Genomic DNA, 23,542 nt, shown 5'->3' with positions numbered 1-23,542 from the left:
TCAGTGAATTCCTTCGGCGAGCGGCCCGAGCGCGAGGGCGGGCAGGAAGGTGAGCGCGACCAGGATCACGGTCACGCCGACGACCATGCCGACGAACTGCGGCCGGTGCGTCGGCAGCGTGCCGATCGACGCGGGAGTGGAGCCCTGCTGGGCCAGCGAACCGGCCAGCGCCAGCACGAAGATGATCGGCAGGAACCGGCCGAACGCCATCGCGAGGCCGAGGGCGGTGTTGAACCACTCGGTGTTGCCGGTGAGACCGGCGAAGGCGGAACCGTTGTTGTTGGCCGCGGAGGTGAAGGCGTACAGCACTTCTGAGAGACCGTGCGGCCCGCTGTTGAGCATGCTCGCACGCTGGCCGGGCATGGCCATCGCGATGGCCGTGCCGATCAGCACGATCAGCGGGCTCACCAGGAAGTAGGAGGCGGCCAGCTTGATCTCGCGCGGAGTGATCTTCTTGCCGAGATACTCCGGCGTGCGGCCGACCATCAGGCCCGCCACGAACACCGTGATCACGGCGAGGATCAGCATGCCGTACAGGCCGGAGCCGACGCCGCCGGGCGCCACCTCGCCCAGCTGCATGTTGAACATCGTCATCAGGCCGCCGAGGCTGGTGTAGGAATCGTGGAACGAATCCACCGCGCCGGTCGAGGTGAGCGTGGTCGAGGCCGCGAAGGTGGCCGAGTTCGCCACGCCGAAGCGGGTTTCCACGCCCTCCATGGACGCGCCGATCGCGGTCGGCACCGTGCCGTGGTGCTGCAGCTGGAACAGGTTGGTCAGCCCGACGCTGATCAGCGCGATCGTGCCCATCACCGCGACGATCGCGAAACCCTGCTTGCTGCTGCCGACCATCCGGCCGAAGGTGCGCGGCAGCGAGAACGAGATCACCAGGAGCAGGAAGATCTCCAGGAAGTTCGTCCAGGTGCTCGCGTTCTCGAACGGATGCGCCGAGTTGGCGTTGTAGAAGCCGCCACCGTTGGTGCCGAGTTCCTTGATGACCTCCTGGCTGGCCACGGGGCCGCCGGTCAGCATCTGCTCGGTGCCGCCGATGGTCTGGGCGAGCTGATCGTGCAGGTGGAAGTTCTGGATGAGGCCGCCGGCGACCAGCACGATCGCGAAGACGAACGCGATCGGCAGCAGGATCCGCAGGGTGCCGCGCACCAGGTCGACCCAGAAGTTGCCGAGGTCACCGGTGTGGCGGCGCGCGAAGCCGCGCACCAGCGCCACCGCCACCGCCATGCCGACGGCCGCGGAGACGAAGTTCTGCACCGCCAGGCCGGCCATCTGCACCAGGTGGCCCTGGGTGGACTCACCGGAGTAGTTCTGCCAGTTCGTGTTCGTCACGAAGCTGACGGCGGTGTTCCAGGCCAGCGCCGGCGTCAGCTCGGTGCCGGGGTCGTTCAGGTGCAGCGGCAGCGCACCCTGCGCCAGCTGGAAGAAGAACAGGAACAGGATGCCGACCGCCGAGAACGCCAGCACGCTGCGGGCGTAGACCGGCCAGGTCTGCTCGACCTCCGGTTTCGCGCCGATGGCGCGGTAGATCAGCCGCTCGGCGCGGGAGTGCTTGTCACTGCTGTAGACGCGGTACATGTAGTCGCCGAGCGGCACGTGGACCAGGGCCAGCGTGATGACCAGGGCCGCGACGAACGCGATCCCCGCTGTTGTCGTGTTCACCTAGAACCTCTCGGGGAAGAGCAGCGCCGCGACCATGTACACGGCGACGAGAACGGCCAGAGCCAGACCGACAAGGTTCGCGATCACAGCTTCTCCACCCCTCGCTGGATCACGCCCAGCAGCGCGAAGATCGCCACGGTGAGCACCGTGAACACCACGACAGACATTTCCAACCTCCTTGCGCTCCGACGTGGAGCGCCTAGTGAGTGAAACTCCGGAAGGGGGCTCGGCGTGGTTTCCTTACGACTCCTTAGCGCCGGGCGGCACGGCCTTTGCGGAATGTTGACGCCGACGGCCGCGGCCGGTGTGAGGATCCCGTCAAGGCGGGCCGGTTAGCCGTCAACACGCCGTAAAGATCGAGGTCGGAGCCGGTGCGCGGCGGTAGAAAGTGAGGCGCCGGTCCCGCGATCGTCGCGGCCGGTCCCGTTCACGGAAAGAAGGATCGCGGTGTCTGCAGTGACCATTGCGGTGATCGTCGGTTTCGTCGCCGCGCTGCTGGTGATCAGGGCGCTCGGGCGGTGGAACGCCGCGCACGCCCCGATGACGGTGATCGATGTGTTGCCGGTCCGGCCGACGGCCGCGGCCCCGCGACACGCGATGATGGACAGGTGAAACGCGGACAACTGCGCATCTACCTCGGTGCCGCGCCGGGCGTCGGCAAGACCTACGCCATGCTCGGCGAGGCGCACCGGCGGCTGGAACGCGGACGCGATGTGGTGGCGGCCGTGGTGGAGACCCACGGCCGGAAGAAGACCGCCGAACTGCTCGAGGGCATCGAGCGGATTCCGCCCAAGCTGATCGCCTACCGGGGCACAGAGCTGCCGGAACTCGACGTCGACGCCGTGCTGGCGCGCAAGCCCGCCGTCGTGCTCGTCGACGAGCTGGCGCACACGAACGCGCCGGGCAGTGTGCACGAGAAGCGCTGGCAGGACGTCGAGCAGTTGCTCGCCGCCGGCATCGACGTCATCTCGACGGTCAACGTGCAGCACCTGGAGAGTCTCAACGACGTCGTCCAGCAGATCACCGGGATCGAGCAGCGCGAGACCGTCCCCGACGCGGTGGTCCGCGGCGCCGATCAGGTCGAGCTGGTCGACCTCACGCCGGAAGCGTTGCGGCGCAGGCTCTCCCACGGCAACGTCTACGCCGCCGACAAGATCGACGCGGCCCTGCGCAATTATTTCCGCCCAGGCAACCTGACCGCGCTGCGCGAACTGGCGCTGTTGTGGCTGGCCGATCAGGTCGATGCCGCGCTGGCGAAGTACCGGGCCGATCACAAGATCACCGAGCTCTGGGAGGCGCGCGAACGCGTGGTCGTCGCGGTCACCGGTGGGCCCGAATCGGAGACGATCGTGCGCAGGGCGGGCCGGATCGCCTCGAAGTCCAGCGCCGATCTGGTGGTCGTGCACGTGGTGCGCGGGGACGGGCTGGCCGGGGTCTCCACCGCGCGGATGGCCAAACTCCGCGAGCTGGCCACCGGCCTCGGCGCCTCGCTGCACACGGTGACCGGTGACGACGTCCCCACCGCGCTGCTCGACTTCGCGCGCGAGGTCAACGCCACCCAACTCGTGCTCGGCACCTCGCGGCGCTCGCGGTGGGCCAGGATGCTCGACGAGGGCATCGGCTCCACGGTCGTGCAGCGCTCGGGCAAGATCGACGTGCACATGGTGACCCACGAGCAGGCCCACCGCGGCCTGCGGATGCACTGGCTGCGCCCGCGCCGACCGGTCGCGTCCTGGCTGGCGGCGATCGTCGTGCCCGTCGTGGTCAGCGTGCTGTGCGGGTGGCTGCTCGACGGCACCCTGCAGCTCGGTGGGCTCAGCGCGATCTTCGTCGTCGGCGTCGTCGCGGTGGCGCTGTTCGGCGGTGTCGTGCCCGCCGGGCTGTCGGCGCTGCTCTCGGGGCTGCTGCTGAACTGGTTCTACACCGCGCCGCGCTACAGCCTCACCGTGGCCGAGCCGGACAATGCCGTGACGGTGGTCGTGCTGCTCATCGTCGCGGTGGCGGTCGCGGCCCTGGTGGACATGGCGGCCAAGCGAACGATGCAGGCGCGCAAGGCCTCCCGCGAGGCCGAGCTGCTGACCATGTTCGCGGGCTCGGTGCTGCACGGCGCCGATCTGCCGAAGCTGCTCGAGCAGGTGCGCGAGACCTACGGACTCCGCGCGGTGAGCCTGCGGTGCGGCGACCAGGTCGTCGCCTCCGTCGGGCCGACGGCGCCGACGAGCGGATCGGAGGCCGACACCGTCATCGAGGCGGGCGACGCGCGCAGTCAGCTGCTGCTGGCAGGCCGCTCGCTCAGCGCCGCCGACCGGCCGGTGCTCAACGCGGTCGCCAATCAGGCGGTCGGGCTGGTGCGGCAGGCGAGGCTGGCCGAGGAGGCGGGAGCCGCGGCCGCGCTGCTCGAGGCCGACCGGCTGCGCCGGGCGCTGCTCTCCGCGGTCAGCCACGATCTGCGCACGCCGCTGGCCGGGGCCAAGGCCGCCGTGTCGAGTCTGCGCAGCGACGACATCGAGTTCTCGGCCGAGGACACCGGCGAGCTGCTGGAGGCCATCGAGGAATCGGTCGACCAGCTCACCGCGCTGGTGGGCAACCTGCTCGACTCCTCGCGGCTCGCGGTCGGCGTGGTCACGCCGCAGCTGCGGCAGGTGTACATGGACGAGGCGGTGCATCGCGCGCTGGTGAGTGTCGGGATGGGCACGCGTGGCCTCCGTCGGGCCGCGATGGACCGGGTGAAGGTGGACGTGGGCGAGGTCTCCGTGCTCGCCGACAGCGGACTGCTCGAACGCGTCCTGGCCAATCTGATCGACAACGCGCTACGGCACGCCGGGCGCGACACGCCTGTCCGGGTGACCGCCGAGCACGACGGCGACCGGGTGTCGATCGCCGTCGTCGACGTGGGCCCCGGGGTCCCCGCCGGAACCGAGGAGCAGCTGTTCGAGCCCTTCCAGCGGCTGGGTGACCGCGACAACACCACCGGCGTCGGACTCGGCCTCTCGGTCGTGCGCGGATTCGTCGAGGCGATGGGCGGCACCGTCCGCGCCGAACCGACGCCGGGTGGCGGGCTGACCATGCTGGTGGACCTGCCCGCGGGCGCCCCGGCTCCGGTCGAGGATGTGGGCGGTCCCGATGGCGCCGCGCAGTGACATACGAGGAAAGTGAGGACATGGGCAACACATCGGGGACCGACGCTGCGCCGCCGGGATCGGGGCCCGGCCGTCGGCGCGACACGCCGGCACACCAGGGCCAGGCCCGCGATCGCGCGGACACGGAGCCGGCTCCGGTCAAGGTACTGGTGATCGACGACGAACCGCAGATCGTGCGCGCGCTGCGGATCAACCTGTCGGTACGCGGGTACGAGGTCATCACCGCGGGCAACGGGGCCGCCGGGCTGCGCGCCGCCGCCGAGAAACACCCCGACGTGGTGATTCTCGACCTCGGTCTGCCCGATATCGACGGTATCGAGGTGCTCGCCGGGCTGCGCGGCTGGACCTCGGCGCCGGTGATCGTGCTCTCGGCACGCACCGACTCCGCCGACAAGGTCGAAGCGCTCGACGCGGGCGCCGACGACTACGTCACCAAGCCGTTCGGCATGGACGAGCTGCTGGCCCGGCTGCGGGCGGCGGTCCGGCGCGGGGCGACGGAGGTCGAGGCCGCCGATCCGGTGGTCGTCACCGACGCCTTCACCGTCGATCTGGTCGCCAAGAAGGTGACAAAGCGGGGCGAGCCGGTCCATCTGACGCCCACCGAGTGGGGCATGCTCGAGATGCTGGTGCGTCATCGGGGAAAGCTGGTGGGGCGCAAGGAACTCCTGCGCGAGGTGTGGGGCCCTGCCTACGCCACCGAAACGCACTACCTGCGTGTCTATCTCGCCCAGCTGCGGCGCAAGCTCGAGGACGACCCGGCCCACCCCAAGCACTTACTGACCGAAGCGGGGATGGGGTACCGGTTCCAGGAATGAGACCGGTCGCGGGATTTCGTGAGTACATGGGTAACTCCATGTACTCGCATCGGGTAGCTTGCGGTTGGTGTTGTTGTCAAGAGCAAACGGGGTTGGGTGAGCATGACGCCGTGACCCCCTGACCTGCGGATATGCTGCACGTTCGCGGCTCATGTGGGCGACATTGATTGGTAGTGTTGGCGTCAGTGAACGTCGTTGGTCGACATCAGACATTAAATGGCAGGTTTGATGACAAGCGACGACGGTTCGGCGGCAACCGCTCCGTGCGCGGGTTGAATGGCTGGGACGATCTAATGGGCGTCGGCCCATGACGGCGCTCACTGCGGCCTACTAGCGTTACAACCAAATCCTCCGCCGCTGGGCCGACGCCACCGGCGCGTCCCGCGCCGACATCATCGAACGATGGCTGTTCGAATCCGCCGCCCGCCACGCACATCCTGACTAGAGCCACCGACCACGCTGCGACGGAACGGAACACAAATAAGCTCACAGACCGAATCAGAGAATGTCCAAACATCCTCGTCGGCCGACATTTGATGGAGCGCGTGTGTAGCCTTGCCCTACAACATTTTTGGAAGGGGATGGGGATGGATCCGCTGACGATTATCGTGACCGCGTTGATCGCTGGTGCTGCTGCGGGTGGGCAGGACGCGGCGTCTGCGTTGGTGCGGGATGCGTATGTGGCGTTGCGGCGTCGGGTGGTCGGGGACGGCCACGACGAGTCAGTACTGACCGCGATCGAGGCGAACGAATCGGCTGCAGGCGCCGATCGTGCGGCCGTCGAGGCCGCAGTGGTGCGGGCCGAGGTCGTCGAGGACGCCGAAGTTCGGACGTTGGCGCAGCGTGTACTGGACGTAGCACCGACCAAGCAGGTGTACAACGATCTGCGGCACGCTCAGGGTGTGCACGCTGGTGACAGCGGCACGATGAACGTCACCTTCCACAACCACACCACTGAATAGATTTCACGGCTCGATACCGTAAGTGTCGCCGAATCTTTCGTGGATTCGAGCGGGTCGAGACTGTGGTGTCGGCGCGCAAGCCAGTACGGCCGCTGAAGGGGAACGATGGATCTGGAACCTGCCGATGGGCTTGACGACCCGGGGATATCGGTAGGAGGCGCGCAATCAGTCGATGCCCGTCACAGCCAAGGCGTGGTAATCGGTGACCACACCACCGCGAACGTCACGATCTACAACAACTACCAGGGCGTGCTGGATCGGCCCGCGCCTGGCCCCATGATCACCTCTGGCGGCCGTGTCGAGTTCCCATATCGCGGTCTGAGCTGGTTCGACGAGCACGACGCACCCCTGTTCTTTGGTCGCGAGCACGCCATCGCCGAGGTGATGGACCAGTTGGAGGCCGCACTGACCGAGCCGCGGATCGTGGCGGTGGGCGGGGTCTCCGGTTCCGGAAAGACCTCGCTAGTCCGTGCCGGGGTCTTACCCCGTATCCGTGCCGGCACCCCGACTGGCCTACCGGGTGCGCAAGAGTGGCCGCGGTCGGTGGTGTTTAGCCCTGGCAGCTCCCCGGTCAAGGATCTCGCGTTGGCGACGGCCCGCGCGACCACCGGACTCAGTGCGGTGTCGCTGCAACAGGAACTCGAACGAGATCCTAGGTCGTTCGCGGTCACCGCCGCCCAAATTGCAACGACCGGCACGGCATCGGGAGCGTCGCAGAATCCGAGTCGTCGATTGTTGGTGGTGATCGATCAGTTCGAACGGATCTATACCCAGTGCACCGACCACGCCGAACGGGAACGATTCGTCGCTGCCTTACATGCGGCAGCCACCTGCCCGGATACCGAGACCGGGGCACCGGCGGCGTTGGTGCTGATCGTGGTACGTGCTGATTTCGAGGCCCGTTGCGCCGAGCTCGACGGCTTGGCCGACACGATCCAGAGTCGTTGCCTGCTCACCTCGATGACCGAGCTCCAACTCCGCCTGGCCATCACCGAACCCGCCAAAGCAGCCAAATCACGAGTCGAAGACGAACTCACCGACCACCTCATCCGCGAGGTCCGCGCTGCCTCTCGCACCGCCGACAACACCACCAGCGGACCGATATCCGGCGCCAGAGTACTGCCATTGGTATCCGACGCTCTCGACCGAGCCTGGCGTCAACACAGTGGCGACACCCTTACTCTGGCCGACTACGAAGCAGTCGGTGGCATCGACACCGCCGTCGCCCGAGCCGCCGACGCCGTCTACACCGATCTCACCCCGCGACAGCAACTGATCGCACGCAAGGTGTTCACGCGGCTGACCGTCGTCGGCGCGGACGGCACCGACACTGCCGACCGTGTCACACGCACCGAGCTCACCACCACCACCGGAGACGACGCGCGGGATGTAGAAGCGGTGCTGGAGGCATTCGCTGACCAGCGTCTGATCACGCTGGGTATTGGCACCGTCGAGATCAGCCACGAAGTCCTCCTCGCGACCTGGCCTCGGCTGCGCGACGAATGGCTCGCCGATACCCGCGCCGACCGTACGGTCCTTACTCGCCTACACACCGCCGCCATCACCTGGAACAGTGACGCCCGGGACAAGGCCCACCTCTACACTGGCAGCGTTCTGGAGACCGCCACCGCAACTACCACTCGCACGAACAACGACCCACGCCACCACCACCGGCTCTCGGACCTCGAGCAGGAATTCCTTGCCGCTTCGACTCACGCTGACCGGCGCCGGACCCTGCAGCGACGCGCCTTCACGGCTGTGCTGCTGTTCCTCGTTGTCGCCCTCACCATCGTCGCAGGAGTCGCGGTCCAACGAAGCCGAGAAGCGGACCTGCAGACCCGGATCGCTGTCGCTCGTGACCTGATCGGCCAAAGTCAACTCCTCGCCAACACCAAACCCACCGCCTCCCGCCTCGCCGCCCTGACCGCATGGCGCGTCCACGCCAGCGACGAAGCCCGCGCCGCCATGCGAGCTGCGGCGCTCAACCCACTGCCAACCGGGCGCGAGCTCCTCGGCACCACCGGCAACAGCCTGGTATTCCACCCCGACAGGGAGATCGCCGCCACCTACAGCGATGCGGGCCACCTGGTCCAGCTGTGGAATACCGCCACCGGTACCCGAATCGCCGAACTACCCGGCACCACCGGCAACAGGCTGGTATTCCACCCCGACAGGGAGATCGCCGCCACCTACAACTCCTCCAGCGACGGCGGCGCCCTGGTCCAGCTGTGGAATACCGCCACCGGTACCCGAATCGCCGAACTACCCGGCACCAACGGCAACAGCCTGGAATTTCAACCTGACAGGGAAATCGTCGCCACCTACAGCAGGCAGGGCCTAGTCCAGCTGTGGAATACCGCCACCGGTACCCGAATCGCCGAACTACCTGGCACCAACGGCAACGACCTGAAATTCCACACAGACAGGGAGGTCGTCGCCACCTACAGCGACGCAAACCTGGTCCAGTTGTGGAATACCGCCACCGGCATCCGAATCGCCGAACTGCCCGGCACCACTGGCGACGACCTGGAATTTCAACCCGACAGGGAGGTCGTCGCCACCTACGACTCCTCCGGCGACGGAGGCGCCCTGGTCCAGCTGTGGAATACCACCACCGGCATCCGAATCGCCGAACTACCCGGCACCAACGACAACAGCCTGGAATTCCAACCTGACAGGGAAATCGCCGCCACCTACAGCCCCTCCAGTGACGGAGTGGTCCAGCTGTGGAATACCACCACCGGTACCCGAATCGCCGAACTACCCGGCACCACCGGCAACTACCTGGAGTTCCACCCCAACAGGGAGGTCGCCGCCACCTCCGGCGGGCGGGGCCTGGTCCAGTTGTGGAATACCGCCACCGGTACCCGAATCGCCGAACTACCCGGCACCAACGACAACAGCCTCGTATTCCACCCCGGCAGTGAGGTCGCCGCCACCTCCAGCCGCTCCAGTCACGGAAGAGGCCTGGTCCAGCTGTGGAATACCGTCACCGGTACCCGAATCGCCGAACTACCTGGCACCAACGGCAACGACCTGGAATTCCACCCCGGCAGTGAGGTCGCCGCCACCTCCAACACCTCCAGCGACGGAGGCCCGGTCCAGCTGTGGAATACCGTCACCGGCATCCGAATCGCCGAACTACCTGGCACCAACGGCAACGACCTGGAATTCCACCCCGGCAGTGAGGTCGCCGCCACCTCCAACACCTCCAGCGACGGAGGCCCGGTCCAGCTGTGGAATACCGTCACCGGTACCCGAATCGCCGAACTACCCGGCACCAACGGCAACAGCCTCGTATTGCGGCCCAACGGCAAGATCGCCGCCACCTACAACTCCGGCAAAGAGAGCCTGGTCCAGCTGTGGGACCTTTCAATAAATCGAAGTGTGGAAAAACTGCCGCCCGGGCGCTATCCGAGATCAGTCAGCTCCGGCGGTGAGGTCGTCGCCACCTCCAGCGACGCAGGCCTGGTCCAGCTGTGGAATACCGCCACCGGCATCCGAATCGCCGAACTACCCGGCACCAACGGCAGCCGCCTGGAATTCCACCCCGACAGGGAAATCGCCGCCACCTACAGCGATGCGGGCCACCTGGTCCAGCTGTGGAATACCGCCACCGGCATCCGAATCGCCGAACTACCCGGCACCAACGACAACAGCCTCGTATTCCACCCCGACAGGGAGGTCGCCGCCACCTCCAGCGACGTAGGTCTGGTCCAGCTGTGGAATACCGCCACCGGTACCCGAATCGCCGAACTACCCGGCACCAACGGCAACAGCCTGGAATTTCAACCTGACAGGGAAATCGTCGCCACCTACAGCAGGCAGGGCCTAGTCCAGCTGTGGAATACCGCCACCGGTACCCGAATCGCCGAACTACCTGGCACCACCGGCGACGACCTGATATTCCAACCCGACGGAGAGGTCGTCGCCACCTACAGCCGCTATATCGACGGAGTCTCCCTGGTCCAGCTGTGGAATACCGCCACCGGTACCCGAATCGCCGAACTACCTGGCACCACCGGCAACGACCTGATATTCCAACCCGACGGAGAGGTCGTCGCCACCTACGACTCCTCCGGCGACGCAGGCGCCCTGGTCCAGTTGTGGAATACCGCCACCGGCATCCGAATCGCCGAACTACCCGGCACAATCGGCAACGGCCTGGAATTCCACTCCAAAGGGGAGGTCGTCGCTACTTACAAATCCTCCAGCGACGGAGTCTCCCTGGTCCAGCTGTGGAATACCGCCACCGGTACCCGAATCGCCGAACTACCCGGCACCACCGGCAACTACCTGGAGTTCCACCCCAACAGGGAGGTCGCCGCCACCTCCGGCGGGCGGGGCCTGGTCCAGTTGTGGAATACCGCCACCGGTACCCGAATCGCCGAACTACCCGGCACCACCGGCAACGACCTGAAATTCCACACAGACAGGGAGGTCGCCGCCACCTACAGCGACGCAAACTTGGTTCAGTTGTGGAATACCACCACCGGCATCCGAATCGCCGAACTACCCGGCACCACCGGCAACTACCTGGAATTCCACCCCGATCGCGCCGATATCATCGCTACCGAGGACTTACGTAAAGGCTTCACGATATGGGATGTCGCCGCCGAGCGCGCAATCCTGCAAATCAACGACGACGACACTATTTTATTCAGTGAAGACGGCACCACTCTCATCGCTATCGCACCCGGCAGTCCCGCCAGAATATGGGATATCAGTGTCACCGCCGAGAATGATGCACTCGTCAAGTATCTATGCGCATGGCGCGCACAGATCTCCGCACCGGACCAGTGGGACCAAACCGTTCCCCCGAACCTGAGGGCTGGACTTTGTGAGTAGTCCCGTAACCGATGGATGAGTCTCATCACTAAACGTCAACCGGAAACGGACGGCCCGACAGAATAGGGGCTATGACCAGCGGCGGCACCTCAGGCAAGTACATCGGTAACTCGCCGGGCACGCCCAGAGCTTTTGTGCCGGCGAACCGCCGGCCCGGTGTCCGAGTCTCGCGGATTTCACGACCGGCCAGAGTCGCGGGGAGGCGGACATGCCAGGATCAGGGTTATGGCTGAGCAGAATGTGACCACCGCGCCCACCGAACTGTGGGTGGAGCGCACCGGGACCAGGGCGTACACCGGACGCAGCAATCGTGGCGCCGAGGTCCTGATCGCCTCGCAGGGCGTGGAGGGCGCGTTCACCCCGGGTGAGCTGCTCAAGATCGCGCTGGCCGCCTGCACGGGCCTCAGCTCCGACCTGCCGCTCTCGCGCCGTCTCGGCGACGACTTCGACGCCACCATCCGCGTCTCCGGCGACGCCGACCGCGAGAACGAGCTGTACCCGCAGCTCGACGAGGTCTTCGAGCTGGACCTGTCCGAACTCGACGAGGCCGCGCGCGAGCGGTTGCTGGTCACCGTGCAGCGCGCCGTCGACAAGGTGTGCACCGTGGGCCGCACCCTCAAGGCGGGTACGAAGGTGACGCTGAACTTCGCCATCGACGCATGAGCGAGGGCCCGGTCCGGTTGAGTGCCTGGGTGCACGGGATGGTGCAGGGCGTGGGGTTCCGGTGGTGGACCCGCTCGCGCGCACTCGAACTCGGGCTCACCGGCTACGCGCGCAATCACAGCGACGGTCGCGTGCACGTCGTCGCGGAGGGACCACGAACGGTGGGCGAGAAACTTCTCGAACTGCTACGGTCCGGCCATGCGCCTGGTCGGGTCGACCTGGTTGTGGAAAGCTGGGAGCCCGCGCGGGGCGATACGACGGGATTCGAGGAGCGCTAGTGGTGACTTCGGGGGCTAGGGGGCGGCAGCGGTGAGCACACAGAACCCTGGTCCGCCCGATCAACCGGAACAGCCGCCCAGCGGTGGCACCGGACGATCACCGCACCAGCCGCCGGATCCCGGCGCGGGCTGGACACCGCCCGATCCCGGCGCCGGCTGGCCGCCGATGCCGCAGCAGCCGCCCGCCGCACCGCAGCCGCCCGAGGGCGCGCGGCCCGGGCGCGTGTCGCGGCAGGAGCCCGGCGTCACCGAACCCCGGCCGCCGACCGTCGCCGAGGCGCGGGCCAGGGACAAGGCGCGCAAACAGGCCGAGCAGGCCCAGCGCGCGGCCGCCGAGGCCGCGGAGGCCAAGCGCCGCACCAGGAAACGCGTGATGATCGGCGGCGTGGCCGTCGTCGGTGTCGCCGCCCTGGTCGGCGGCGGCTACCTCGCCTATCGCGCGGTCACCGCCCCGGACCAGGTGACGGCCTCGTGTGTGCAGATCGACCAGAACGGCAACGAGGTCGTCGTCCCCGACGACAACTGCGGTGACGGTAAGACCAACTTCCGCAGCGACTCCAGCCACGGTGGCGCGGGCAGCCTGATCCTGCTCGGCTGGCCGCAGTACCGGTACCACTACGGCGGCACGCCGACCATCGGCAAGCCGCCCGTCGGTGGCAGCTCGGTGAAACCACGCAACGCGACCATCACGACCAAGAGCGGCACCACGATCCAGCGCGGTGGCCTCGGCAGCAAATCGACCGGCGGGAGTGGGTCCTAGTGCGACGGGTGGCGAGTACGCCGCGACCGGGCTGGCAACAGATCATCGAGAGCCAGGGACTCGTCTACGGCGCGCCCGGCCGCGATGCCAGCGGGCAGCCGCGCCCGTACTGGGACGAATCGGTGCACTACGAGTTCTCGATGGACGAGATCCTCGCGCTGGAGGCCGATGTCGAACTGCTGCAGTCGATGTGCCTGCACGCGGTCGAGCAGGTGGTGCTCACCGAGCGGTTCGCCGACTTCGGTCTGCCCGACTGGAGCTGGGGCCCGATCACCGAATCCTGGCGCCGCAGCGACCCGTACGTGTACGGGCGCTTCGACCTGCGCTACGACGCGCGCCGCCCGGCCAAGCTGCTCGAGTACAACGCCGACACGCCCACTTCGCTGCTCGAGGCCGCGATCATCCAGTGGCACTGGCTGCAGCAGGTGTATCCCGGTGGCGACCAATGGAATTCGCTGCACGAGAAGCTGGTGGAGCGCTGGACCGAGCTGCGCGACGTGCTGCCCGGCACCGAACTGCACTTCACCTGGTCGGGCGCCGACGCCACCGGCGAGGACAACGTGACCACCGCCTACATGCAGGAGACCGCCGCCGAGGCGGGCTTCGACACGGTCGCGCTGCCGATCGAGGAGGTCGGTTTCGACATCGAGCTGAACCGGTTCGTCGATCTGGCCGAGGCGCCGATGGAAGCGGTGTTCAAGCTGTATCCGTGGGAGTGGATCCTCGACGACGACTTCGGCAAGCGCGTCGTCGCGAGCATCCCCGAGACCACCTGGATCGAGCCGCTGTGGACCACGCTGCTCAGCAACAAGGCGATCCTGGCGATCCTGTGGGAGATGTACCCGGGACATCCGAACCTGCTGCCCGCCTACCTGGACACCCCCAACGAGCTCACCGAATACATCCGCAAGCCCAAGCTCGGCCGCGAGGGCGCCAACATGACGATCGTCGGTCCGGGCATGGAGACCGCGACCGGCGGCGTGTACGGCGCCGAGGGCTACGTCTACCAATTGCTGGACCCGCTCCCGGAATTCGACGGCATGCGGCCCGTGCTCGGCGCGTGGGTCGTGGGTGACACCGCCGCCGGTCTCGGCATCCGCGAGACCGCCGGGCTCATCACCGACGACGGCGCCGCCTTCGTTCCCCATCGCATCGTCGACTGACACCTGACCCCCGCACACACTGTTCGAAAGGACCACCATGACCGCCCTCGCCCTGGAATCGGGTTATTGGAGCGCGCTCGGTGAAGGCGTCGGCGCCATCATCCTGTACTGCCTGATCGGCCTGGCGCTGATGCTGATCGGCTTCTTCGCCATCGACCTGACCACCCCGGGCAAGCTGCGCGACCTGGTCGTCGCGGGCAAGCCCAACGCGCTGATCGTCTCGGCGGCGGGCATGGTGAGCATGGCGTTCATCGTCGTGTTCGCCGTGCTGGCCACCGGCGGGGTGAACAAGCTGTCGGAGGGGCTGATCGCGGCGGTCGTGTACGGCCTGGTCGGCATCGTCGCGCAGGTGGTCTCGGTGCGGGTCATCGAGAAGGTCACCGGCATCGACATCGGCCGCACCCTGCACGCCGACACCTACACGCCGGAGGTGCTGGTGGTCGCCGCCGCGCACTTCGCGCTCGGCCTCGTGGTGGCCTTCGCCATTCTGTGACCCGTTACCGGGGTTGACATCACACAGTGGAGGGTGGACGCTGGTTTCAGCAGTCCACGCAGGTCGGTGAACGAGAGGATCTCGGCATGGACATCACCCCCGGTACCCGCGCGTCCGATGCCGAACGCAACGCGATCGTCGCCCAGCTGGGCACCCACCTCGCCGACGGCAGGCTCGACCTGGCCGAGTACGACCAGCGCGTCGCCAAGGTCTACGCGACCGCCACGCGCGACGAACTCGCCGTCGTCCTGTCCGACCTCCCCGAGCTGACCAAGCAGCAGGGCGCCACCTCGGTACCCGCCAAGCCCCCGCGCGTCCCCGTCTGGCAGCGCATCGAGGCGGGCAGCTGGCTCGGCGTGAGCGTGATCGTGCTGGTCATCTGGGGCCTGATCTCGCTCACGGCGGGGGAGCTCACCTACTTCTGGCCGATGTGGGTGATCGGACCGTGGGGCGCGGTGCTGCTGTTCCGCGTCATCACCGGCTGGGAGGCCACGCCGGGCACCCAGACGCACCTGCGTCAGCTGCAGAAGCAGATGAAGCACGCCCAGCACATGGATCCACACAACCCACACCGCCCGCACTGAGCCGGTTCGCCATCGGGCACGTGCCGGTGGCGCGACGCGTCACCCCCGCACCTACCGAGGCCATCGGCGCCGTCCGATAGTCTGACGCGAGTACATGGGTAACTCGTCGGGACGGGCTACCTCGACCCGATACACGACCGCCAGCCGCGTGCACAAGCCTCCCCGCACCTGAGTCTGGCCCGAATCGCGGAGAGGCGGGGGAGCTCTTGCATCTGAAGAGCTTGACGTTGAAGGGCTTCAAGTCCTTCGCGTCCGCGACGACGCTGCGCTTCGAACCCGGGATCACCTGCGTCGTCGGGCCCAACGGCTCCGGCAAGTCCAATGTCGTCGACGCGCTCACCTGGGTGATGGGCGAACAGGGCGCCAAGGCGTTGCGGGGCGGCAAGATGCAGGACGTCATCTTCGCCGGCACCAGCGGCCGCGCGCCGCTCGGGCGCGCCGAGGTGACGCTCACGATCGACAATTCCGACGGCGCGTTGCCCATCGACTACGCCGAGGTCTCGATCACCCGCCGGATGTTCCGCGACGGCGCGGGCGAGTACGAGATCAACGGCAGCAGCTGCCGCCTGATGGACGTGCAGGAACTGCTGTCGGACTCCGGCATCGGCCGCGAGATGCACGTCATCGTCGGCCAGGGCCAGCTCTCGGCGATCCTCGAATCGCGCCCGGAGGACCGGCGCGCGTTCGTCGAGGAGGCCGCGGGCGTGCTCAAGCACCGCAGGCGCAAGGAGAAGGCGGTCCGCAAGCTCGACGCGATGCAGGCCAACCTCGCCCGGCTCACCGACCTCACCACCGAGCTGCGCCGCCAGCTCAAGCCGCTCGGCCGCCAGGCCGAGGTGGCGCGGCGCGCGCAGACCGTGCAGGCCGACCTGCGCGACGCCAGGCTCCGGCTGGCCGCCGACGATCTGGTCACCCGGCGCGGCGAGCTGGAATCCCAGCTCAGCAAGGAGGCCTACGCCCGCGAGCAGCAGATCAACGTGCAGTCCGAGCTCGACGCCGCCAATGCCGCGCTCGCCCAGCAGGAGTTCCAGCTCTCGCGGTTGAGCCCGAGCGCCGAGGCGGCGGCCCAGACCTGGTTCCAGCTCTCGGCGCTGGCCGAACGGGTTAACGCCACCATCCGCATCGCCGGTGACCGGGCCAGGCACCTGCACACCGAGACGCCCATCGGCACCGGCCGCGACCCCGACCAGCTCGAGGCCGAGGCCGACCGGATCGAGGCCGAGGAAGCCGAACTGCGCTACGCGGTCGAGATGGCCGCCGAGACCCTCGAGGCCGCCCGCGAGGCGCTGGCCGACCGCGAACACGCCGCCAAGGCCGCCGAACAGGCCCACCTGGCGGCCGTGCGCGCCATCGCCGACCGGCGCGAGGGCCTGGCCCGGCTGACCGGCCAGGTGGAGACGCTGCGCACCCGCGCGCAGTCGGTGGACGCGGAGATCGCCCGGCTCTCGGTCGCGATCGCCGACGCCAGGCACCGCGGCGAGGCCGCGCAGGTCGAATACGACTTCGTGCAGGACGAACTCGGCGAGCTCGACGCGGGGGAGAAGGGTCTCGACGCCCAGCACGAGCACGCCGTCGCCGCCCTCGACCTGGCCGACGAGCGCGTGCGCGAGCTGCGCGAACAGGACCGGGAGGCGAGCAAGCTGGTCGCCCGGCTCGGTGCCCGCATCGAGGCGCTCGGGATGAACCTGGCCCGCAAGGACGGCGCGGCCTGGCTGCTCGAACACGGCGTGAGCGGGCTCGGCGACCGGCTCTCGGCCCGGCTGCGGGCCGAGAGCGGCTACGAGGCCGCGGTGGCCGCGCTGCTCGGCCCGCTGGCCGACGCGATCACCGCCGAAACCGCCACCGCCGCCGACGCGGCCGTGCGGGAACTGCGTTCGGGTGACGGTGGGCGCGTGGCGTTCGTCTTCGCCACCGACGGCTTGGTGCCCGGTGAGCGCGACAGCCTGCCCGCCGGCGCGCGCTGGCTGGCCGAACTGGTCGACGGGGCCGAGGCGGTGCGGCCCGCGCTGGCCGCGCTCACCGCGGGCGTGGCGGTCGTCGACGATCTGGCCACCGCCACCGAACTGGTCGCCCTGCGCCCGGAGCTGCGGGTGGTCACCCGCGACGGCGATCTGGCCGGCTCGGGATGGCTCGTCGGCGGCTCCGAGCGGATGCCGAGCCAGCTCGAGGTGCAGGCCGAGATCGATGCCGCCACTGCCGAATTGGCGGCCGCGCAGCGCCGCGCCGAGGAGCTGGAGGCGGCGCTGGCCGGCGCGCTGGCCGAGCAGACCGACCGCAAGGAGTCGGCCGACCACGCGCTGATGGCGCTGCACGAATCCGACCAGGCCCTGCTCGCGATCTACGACCGGCTGGCCCGCGTCGGCCAGACCGCCCGGGCCGCCCAGACCGAGGGCGAGCGGCTGGCCACCCAGCGCGCCGAAGCCGAAGCGGCCAGGGAGAAGTCGCTGGCCTCCCTCGCCGAACTCGAGGACCGGCTGCGTCACGCCGAGAGCGAACACGACGGCGGCGACGAGGATTACGGGTCGGCGGGCACCGAGACCGCGGGCCGCGCGCGCGAGGAGGCCGCCGCCGCGCTCGCCGAGGCCCGCACCATGGAGGTCGAGGCCAGGCTCGCCGTGCGCACCGCCGAGGAACGCGCGGAATCGGTGCGCGGCAAAGCGGATTCGCTGCGCCGGGCCGCCCGCGCCGAACGCGACGCCAGGGCCCGCGCCGAACGCGCGCAGGCCGCGCGCCGCCAGGCCGCCGCCGTCGCCGCCGCGGTCGCCGAATCCGGCGCCAAGGTCGCGCGGGAGCTCGAACAGGTCGTGGCGGCCGCCGCGGCCCGGCGCGACGAGCTGGTGCGCAGGCGTGGGGAATGCGCCGCCGCGCTGGAACAGGTCAAGGAACGCGCGCGGGCGCTGACCACCCAGCTGGCCCAGCTCACCGACGCCGTGCACCGCGACGAAGTGGCCAAAGCCCAAGCGGCGCTGCGCATCGAGCAGCTCGAGACCACCATCTCCGAACAGTTCGGCATCGCGCTGGGCGATCTGGTCGCCGAGTACGGCCCCGATGTCCCGCTGCCGCCCTCGGCGCTGGAGATGCAGGAGTACGAGGCCGCCAAGGAACGCGGCGAGCAGGTCAGCGCGCCGCAGCCGATGCCCTACGACCGCGCCTCCCAGGAACGTCGCGCCAAGCGTGCCGAGAAGGACCTCAGCACGCTGGGCAAGGTGAATCCACTGGCGCTCGAGGAGTTCGCGGCGCTCGAGGAACGCTACAACTTCCTCGCCACCCAGCTCGAGGACGTCAAGAACGCGCGCAAGGACCTCCTCGACGTGGTGGCCGAGGTCGACGCCCGCATCCTGCAGGTGTTCACCGAGGCCTACGCCGATGTGGAACGCGAGTTCGTCGGGGTGTTCGCGAAGCTGTTCCCCGGCGGCGAGGGCAGGCTGGTGCTCACCGACCCCTCCGACATGCTCACCACCGGCATCGAGGTGGAGGCCAGGCCGCCGGGCAAGAAGGTCAAGCGGCTGTCGCTGCTCTCCGGTGGCGAGAAGTCGCTGACCGCGGTCGCGTTGCTGGTCAGCATCTTCCGTGCGCGGCCCTCCCCGTTCTATGTGATGGACGAGGTCGAGGCGGCGCTGGACGACACCAATCTGCGCAGGCTCATCGGCCTGTTCGAGCAGCTGCGGGAGAAGAGCCAGCTGATCGTCATCACCCACCAGAAGCCGACCATGGAGATCGCCGACGCGCTCTACGGCGTGAGCATGCGCGGCGACGGCATCACCCAGGTGATCTCGCAGCGTCTCAACCGGGCCGACGTCGCGGACGCCGATCCGGTCGGCGCGCCCGCCTAGTCCCACTGACCGAGATTGTGAAATTGCAACACATCTGACCCTTCGGCGGCGCTGTTAGCGTCCCGCAGATGAAACGTGTTACAGCATTCGTCGTCGCCGGGCTGGCCTCGGCGCTCCTCGCGCCCCTGCCCGGCGCCGCCGCCGACACCGGGTCCTCGTCGTTGTCGGGCGGTGGGTCGTCCAACGGGTCGTCCTCGCTGTCGGGCGACAAGTCGGAGTTGCCGCCCTACTCGCAGTGGATCAGCGAGATCACGCCTGTCGTCGCGGAGGCCAAGTCCTATTTGACCACTCGTCTGCCCGGCGCGGTGAAGCCCGCGATCGTATTGGACATCGACAACACCAGCCTGGAGACCACCTACAACACGGGCCTGATCATTCCGGCCATCCAGCCGGTGCTCGGCCTGGCGACCTGGGCGAAGCAGCAGGGCGCGGCGATCATCTTCGTCACCGGTCGTCCCGCCCTGGTCAACGCCTACTCCGAAGCCAACCTGACCTCGGTGGGCTACCCGGTCGACGGGCTGTACGGCAGCGCGCCGACCACGCTGTCGGCGGGCAATGCCGGGCTGGCCGAGTACAAGACGGCCAGCCGGGCCGACATCGAGAGCCAGGGCTACACGATCGTCGCCAATATCGGCAACAGTCCCTCGGATCTGTCCGGCGGTCACGCCGAACGCACCTTCAAGTTCCCGGACTACGACGGTGCGCTGAACTGATCAACGCGGGGAATTCTCGTCGCGTCCCTCGGTACTCGGTGCTTCGGGGTCGCCGGCCATCCGGCGTCCGTCGCCTGTCGGGCGCCGGTCGATCGCGACGACGGCGGCCGCGATCGCGGTGGCGAGTGCCGCGATCGCGGCCGTCGCGGTCCAGCCGAACCACGTCACCGCGGCCGCGCCGAAGGCCGTGCCGAGGCTGCCGCCCACGAAGTACGTCACCATGTACGCGCTGTTGTAGCGGGCGGGCGAGGCCGGGTCGATGGCCAGCACCGTGCTCTGGTTCGCGACCTGGGCGGCGAACAGGCCGGCATCGAACAGGGCGAGGCAGACGAGCGTCACCACGGTGTCGGTGAGGCCGACGCCCAGGCCGAGCGCCGCGGCTCCCGCCACCGCGAGGCCGAGCAGGATCACGCGGCGCGGACCCACCCGGTCGGTCCACGTGCCGGCGATCCGCGTCGCCGCGATGCCCGACAGCCCGGCCAGGGCGTACAGGCCGATCCGTTCCGCGGAGTAGGAGAAGGGCGGCTCGGCGAGCGCGACCGCGAGTCCGCTCCACACCGCGCAGAACGCGAAGAACCACAACGCGCCGCGAACCGATGCGCGCCGCAGCGTGGCGTCACGCACCAGCAGCCCGGGTAGGGAGCGCAGCGTCGCGAGGTAGCCGCGCTCGGTCGCGCGCCGCGCGGTCGGCACCACGGCCAGGCACCCGAGCGCGACAGCGGCACAAGCGGCGGCGAAGGCCAATTGAGTTCCCCGCCAGCCGATCTCGTCGGCGAGCCACCCACCGACGATCCGTCCCGCCAGAATTCCCGCCGAGATCCCCGCGGTCACGATCCCGAGAATCGTCGCGCGCCGCTCCGGCGGGGCGAGCCGGGCCGCCACGGAGCTGAGCCCCGCGCCCACCGCCGAACACGCGCCGATGATCCCCATCAGCAGCCCGAGCTGCCACGCGTCGGCGACCCACGCGCACACCACCGACGCGACGGCGAGCACCCCGAACTGGCCGGCGAGCACCCGCGCGGGCTGGAACCGATCGACCAGCGGAACCAGGAGCGCGAGCCCGATCAGATACCCGACCGGCCCACCGGCCAGTGCGATCCCCACGGTGGCGATCGAAGCCTCCACCGAGCCAGCCACCTGCGCGATCGCGGGTTGCAAGGGATAGATGGCCGCGGTCCCCAACGCCGCGGCCAGCGACAGGAAGAGCACCACGGGGGTACCGAGCGGAGTTCGGGGACACGTCGTCGCGACGAGTTCGGTCTTCATGTCGACCGACGCTAGAAATCCACCGCCCCGACCGCTGGCGGAATCCCGACGTCACCGTCGCGCTGCCCGCTCCCGGTTGTCCTCGACCTACCTCGGGTGGCTGGGGTGAACAGCGGCGGGCCGGGTCGGCGTCAAGGGGCGGGGGTCGGGGTGTTCAGCCGGGCCAGGATTGCGGTCGCGCCAACGGAGTTCAGCCAGTCGGGCAGGGTCGTGAGGCCTGGGTACAGCTGTCGGAGCGCCGGCAGGTCGGCTTGCCAGCCGCCGGATTCGCGGATCAGGCGCCAGGTGTTGCCCAGTTGGGGGCCGATGGCTTCGGCTTCGGCCTCGCTGATCTCCCGGTAGCGGATCTCGCGACCGGTTGCGGCGCTGATCGCGGCCGCCGCGGCGACGGGGGTGACGGCGTCGCTCGCGAGTTCCAGCGCGCGGCCGTGCCAGGCTTCGGGATCGGCCAGGGCGAGGGCGGCGAAGGCGGCGATGTCGGCGAGGGCAATCATCTGCAGCGGGCGGTCGGCGGGGAACAGGTGCGGGTGCTCGCCGTTCGCGCGGACGCCGTCGACAGGGGAGCCCTCGAGCAGGTAGTTCTCCATGAACCGGACCGGTCGCAGCAGGGTGTGGCGCAGGCCGGAGGCGTGGATCGCGTCCTCGATCCGCCGCTTGCCGTCCTGGCCCCACGAGTCGGCGGCGCCCATGGTGGCTATACCGGAGAAGACGATCTGCTCGACACCCGCCGCGCGGGCGGCCTCGACCATGGCGATGCCGCGCCGGGCCTCGTCCCCGGCGGTCCAGCCGGCGGACCGGTATTCGGCTGGTGGGATGAGGAATACGGCCCGGGTGCCCGCGGCGGCGGTGCGCAGCGACGCCGGGTCGTCGAAATCGCCGATCGTCAGCCGCGCACCCGCCTCGGCGAGCGCGCGAGCCGCGGGCGCGGCCGGATCGCGGACGAGGGCGCGGACCGGGTGACCGTCGGCGAGAAGTTTGCGGGCGGTGGCCCCGCCCTGCTTGCCGGTGGCGCCGGTGATCAGGACGGGCAGTGCGGATGACATGCGGACGAACTCCGTTTCGTTCCCTACAATCGGGTCGGTCGACCCGTATTCCGGACGGTACGGGCGGGCCGCCCCGGTCGACCAGGTGTGGTGCAGGAAGGCGTAACGAAATGACCGCCGACAGTCGCGTCGAACCCGCGCTCAGGGCCGACGCCCGGCGCAACCGGGCCCTCGTGCTCGCCGCCGCGCAGCGGGCGCTCGCCGAGCGCGGCGCCGCCGTCTCACTCGCGGAGGTGGCCCGCAGGGCCGGGGTGGGTGCGGGCACCGTCCACCGGCACTTCCCGACGAAAACCGATCTCCTGGAAGCGGTGATGCAGCAGCGGGTCGACCGTCTCGCCGCGCTGGCCGGCGAGCACCTCGCCGATCCGGACCCCGGAGCCGCCTTCTTCGCGCTGTGCACGCACGTCATCGTGACCACTCCGGGCAACAAAGACCTGTGTGACCTGGTGCAGTCCGACGACGGCTGGCCCCGCGCATTGCTGCGCGGGGCGGGCAACCGCTTCCAGCGCGCCCTCGGCGCACTGCTCTCGGCCGCCCAGCGTCAAGGATCGGTGCGCCCCGATGTGACCGTCGCCGAGGTGCTCGAGCTGTTCACCGGATGTGTTGCGATCCAACGACTCCGGCCCGTCGGCAGTCCGCCCGCGCCGAGCGTCGTCCTCGTGCTCGAAGCCCTGCGCGCGCATCCACGATCCGTGACGGAACCCGCCCGCGCCGACCGTGACGAAACCCCTCGCCGTGACGAAAGTCCGGCTGTGCCGACCTGTCCCGTCTGCGCCGGACCGGTGCGCCGATCCGGCACCGGCCGACCCGCGCGCTACTGCTCACCGGCCTGTCGGCAGAAGGCCCACCGGCGACGGCACCCCGCGCCTACAGCAGATCGCTGACGTCGTCCGGGACGTCGACCGCGTATTTGCGGAGGATGTCCATGGAGATGACCTCCAGCGCGTTCTCGTGGGTCGCGGCCAGCACGACCGGGGCGGCGACGCCGTCCTCGTGGGCGTGCAGCCAGCGCACGGCGACCACGCACCAGCGATCACCCGGTTGCAGGCCGGGGAAATTGTTCTCGGGTCGCGGAGTACTGAGGTCGTTGCCGATGGATGCCTGATGCTCCAGGAATTCCGCCGTCACGACGGTGCACACGGTGTGGCTGCCGAGATCCTCCGGACCGGTGCTGCAGCAGCCGTCCCGGTAGAAGCCCGTGAGAGGATCGGTGCCGCACTCTTCCAGCGGCCCCCCAAGCACGTTTCGATCGGTCACGTCGCCGATCCTATGGGTCGAGCGCCAGAAGTTCCGCAGGACAACGAATCTGT

General features: G+C 68.9%; 20 protein-coding genes. 14 read left to right on the top strand and 6 right to left on the bottom strand.

Annotation, left to right across the window (positions count from 1 at the left end; translation table 11 throughout):
* From kdpA to DFR69_RS03585, 3 genes are read right to left on the bottom strand one after another with little or no spacing between them, the layout of a single operon-like run.
* Positions 1 to 1,671 (bottom strand): potassium-transporting ATPase subunit KdpA, encoded by a 1,671-nt coding sequence (kdpA, locus tag DFR69_RS03595; protein WP_110035906.1) that lies wholly within the window; start codon positions 1,669 to 1,671, stop codon positions 1 to 3.
* Positions 1,672 to 1,758: a potassium-transporting ATPase subunit F gene (locus DFR69_RS35465; protein ID WP_110035905.1), complete on the bottom strand. Its 87-nt coding sequence runs from the start codon at positions 1,756 to 1,758 to the stop codon at positions 1,672 to 1,674.
* Entirely contained in the window at positions 1,755 to 1,838 is an 84-nt protein-coding gene (locus DFR69_RS03585; RefSeq protein WP_110035904.1) for a potassium-transporting ATPase, read from the bottom strand. Before DFR69_RS03585 ends, DFR69_RS35465 begins: the two co-directional genes overlap by 4 nt.
* A 280-nt stretch (positions 1,839 to 2,118) precedes the next feature.
* Here DFR69_RS03585 and DFR69_RS34320 point away from each other — a divergent pair, with 280 nt between their 5' ends.
* From DFR69_RS34320 to DFR69_RS03525, 13 genes are all read left to right on the top strand, one after another.
* Entirely contained in the window at positions 2,119 to 2,283 is a 165-nt protein-coding gene (locus tag DFR69_RS34320) for a hypothetical protein (protein WP_167456137.1), read from the top strand.
* Positions 2,280 to 4,811 (top strand): sensor histidine kinase, encoded by a 2,532-nt coding sequence (locus DFR69_RS03580; protein WP_110035903.1) that lies wholly within the window; start codon positions 2,280 to 2,282, stop codon positions 4,809 to 4,811. The genes DFR69_RS34320 and DFR69_RS03580 overlap by 4 nt, the downstream gene beginning before the upstream one ends.
* 20 nt (positions 4,812 to 4,831) lie before the next feature.
* On the top strand, positions 4,832 to 5,626 hold the full coding sequence (locus DFR69_RS03575; protein ID WP_244198056.1) for a response regulator: 795 nt from the start codon (positions 4,832 to 4,834) through the stop codon (positions 5,624 to 5,626).
* Positions 5,627 to 6,213: 587 nt separating this feature from the next.
* Entirely contained in the window at positions 6,214 to 6,588 is a 375-nt protein-coding gene (locus tag DFR69_RS03570; protein WP_146229185.1) for a hypothetical protein, read from the top strand.
* Between the two features lie 105 nt (positions 6,589 to 6,693).
* Positions 6,694 to 11,436, top strand: a complete 4,743-nt coding sequence (locus DFR69_RS03565; RefSeq protein WP_146229184.1) for an NACHT and WD repeat domain-containing protein — start codon at positions 6,694 to 6,696, stop codon at positions 11,434 to 11,436.
* 225 nt (positions 11,437 to 11,661) lie between these two features.
* Complete coding sequence (locus tag DFR69_RS03560; RefSeq protein ID WP_110035900.1) at positions 11,662 to 12,099, top strand: OsmC family protein; 438 nt, start codon at positions 11,662 to 11,664, stop codon at positions 12,097 to 12,099.
* Positions 12,096 to 12,377 (top strand): acylphosphatase, encoded by a 282-nt coding sequence (locus DFR69_RS03555; RefSeq protein ID WP_110035899.1) that lies wholly within the window; start codon positions 12,096 to 12,098, stop codon positions 12,375 to 12,377. The genes DFR69_RS03560 and DFR69_RS03555 overlap by 4 nt, the downstream gene beginning before the upstream one ends.
* A 223-nt stretch (positions 12,378 to 12,600) precedes the next feature.
* Positions 12,601 to 13,137: a hypothetical protein gene (locus tag DFR69_RS03550; protein ID WP_110036143.1), complete on the top strand. Its 537-nt coding sequence runs from the start codon at positions 12,601 to 12,603 to the stop codon at positions 13,135 to 13,137.
* Positions 13,137 to 14,300 carry a glutathionylspermidine synthase family protein gene (locus DFR69_RS03545; RefSeq protein WP_110035898.1) on the top strand — a complete coding sequence of 388 codons (1,164 nt, stop codon included), beginning with the start codon at positions 13,137 to 13,139 and terminating at the stop codon, positions 14,298 to 14,300. Before DFR69_RS03550 ends, DFR69_RS03545 begins: the two co-directional genes overlap by 1 nt.
* Before the next feature lie 37 nt (positions 14,301 to 14,337).
* A complete protein-coding gene (locus DFR69_RS03540; protein WP_110035897.1) occupies positions 14,338 to 14,793 on the top strand; it encodes a DUF350 domain-containing protein in 456 nt (151 codons plus the stop codon).
* A gap of 86 nt (positions 14,794 to 14,879) precedes the next feature.
* Positions 14,880 to 15,377, top strand: coding sequence for a DUF1707 SHOCT-like domain-containing protein (locus tag DFR69_RS03535; RefSeq protein WP_110035896.1), 498 nt, complete (start codon positions 14,880 to 14,882; stop codon positions 15,375 to 15,377).
* A 206-nt stretch (positions 15,378 to 15,583) separates the two neighbouring features.
* On the top strand, positions 15,584 to 19,210 hold the full coding sequence (gene smc / locus DFR69_RS03530) for a chromosome segregation protein SMC (protein ID WP_110035895.1): 3,627 nt from the start codon (positions 15,584 to 15,586) through the stop codon (positions 19,208 to 19,210).
* 68 nt (positions 19,211 to 19,278) lie between these two features.
* Positions 19,279 to 19,923, top strand: a complete 645-nt coding sequence (locus DFR69_RS03525; RefSeq protein WP_110035894.1) for an HAD family acid phosphatase — start codon at positions 19,279 to 19,281, stop codon at positions 19,921 to 19,923.
* Here the strand turns inward: DFR69_RS03525 and DFR69_RS03520 are convergent, their stop codons facing one another.
* Positions 19,924 to 21,189, bottom strand: a complete 1,266-nt coding sequence (locus DFR69_RS03520) for an MFS transporter (protein ID WP_110035893.1) — start codon at positions 21,187 to 21,189, stop codon at positions 19,924 to 19,926. It abuts the gene before it with no gap.
* Positions 21,190 to 21,320: 131 nt separating this feature from the next.
* The gene (locus tag DFR69_RS03515; protein WP_110035892.1) at positions 21,321 to 22,232 is read right to left on the bottom strand and encodes an NmrA family NAD(P)-binding protein; all 912 of its coding nucleotides are present in this window, start codon (positions 22,230 to 22,232) and stop codon (positions 21,321 to 21,323) included.
* 110 nt (positions 22,233 to 22,342) lie between these two features.
* On the opposite strand from DFR69_RS03515, the gene DFR69_RS03510 reads away from it, so the two are divergent.
* Entirely contained in the window at positions 22,343 to 23,116 is a 774-nt protein-coding gene (locus tag DFR69_RS03510; protein ID WP_110035891.1) for a TetR/AcrR family transcriptional regulator, read from the top strand.
* On the opposite strand, the gene DFR69_RS03505 is transcribed toward DFR69_RS03510, so the two are convergent.
* Complete coding sequence (locus DFR69_RS03505) at positions 23,100 to 23,489, bottom strand: DUF2237 family protein (RefSeq protein WP_019048221.1); 390 nt, start codon at positions 23,487 to 23,489, stop codon at positions 23,100 to 23,102. The genes DFR69_RS03510 and DFR69_RS03505 overlap by 17 nt on opposite strands.
* Positions 23,490 to 23,542: the final 53 nt, after the last annotated feature.

The sequence above is a fragment of the Nocardia neocaledoniensis genome, from assembly GCF_003182135.1.
GTDB classification, from domain to species: domain Bacteria; phylum Actinomycetota; class Actinomycetes; order Mycobacteriales; family Mycobacteriaceae; genus Nocardia; species Nocardia neocaledoniensis.
Note: the sequence above shows the minus strand (reverse complement) of the source record. Positions and strands in the feature narration are given on the sequence as shown.

Coding starts and splice junctions, on each gene's coding strand:
- DFR69_RS03585 (WP_110035904.1), bottom strand. CDS start 1,838: ATGTCTGTCGTGGTGTTCACGGTGCTCACCGTGGCGATCTTCGCGCTG.
- DFR69_RS03575 (WP_244198056.1), top strand. CDS start 4,832: ATGGGCAACACATCGGGGACCGACGCTGCGCCGCCGGGATCGGGGCCC.
- DFR69_RS03570 (WP_146229185.1), top strand. CDS start 6,214: ATGGATCCGCTGACGATTATCGTGACCGCGTTGATCGCTGGTGCTGCT.
- DFR69_RS03565 (WP_146229184.1), top strand. CDS start 6,694: ATGGATCTGGAACCTGCCGATGGGCTTGACGACCCGGGGATATCGGTA.
- DFR69_RS03560 (WP_110035900.1), top strand. CDS start 11,662: ATGGCTGAGCAGAATGTGACCACCGCGCCCACCGAACTGTGGGTGGAG.
- DFR69_RS03555 (WP_110035899.1), top strand. CDS start 12,096: ATGAGCGAGGGCCCGGTCCGGTTGAGTGCCTGGGTGCACGGGATGGTG.
- DFR69_RS03540 (WP_110035897.1), top strand. CDS start 14,338: ATGACCGCCCTCGCCCTGGAATCGGGTTATTGGAGCGCGCTCGGTGAA.
- DFR69_RS03535 (WP_110035896.1), top strand. CDS start 14,880: ATGGACATCACCCCCGGTACCCGCGCGTCCGATGCCGAACGCAACGCG.
- DFR69_RS03525 (WP_110035894.1), top strand. CDS start 19,279: ATGAAACGTGTTACAGCATTCGTCGTCGCCGGGCTGGCCTCGGCGCTC.
- DFR69_RS03520 (WP_110035893.1), bottom strand. CDS start 21,189: ATGAAGACCGAACTCGTCGCGACGACGTGTCCCCGAACTCCGCTCGGT.
- DFR69_RS03515 (WP_110035892.1), bottom strand. CDS start 22,232: ATGTCATCCGCACTGCCCGTCCTGATCACCGGCGCCACCGGCAAGCAG.
- DFR69_RS03510 (WP_110035891.1), top strand. CDS start 22,343: ATGACCGCCGACAGTCGCGTCGAACCCGCGCTCAGGGCCGACGCCCGG.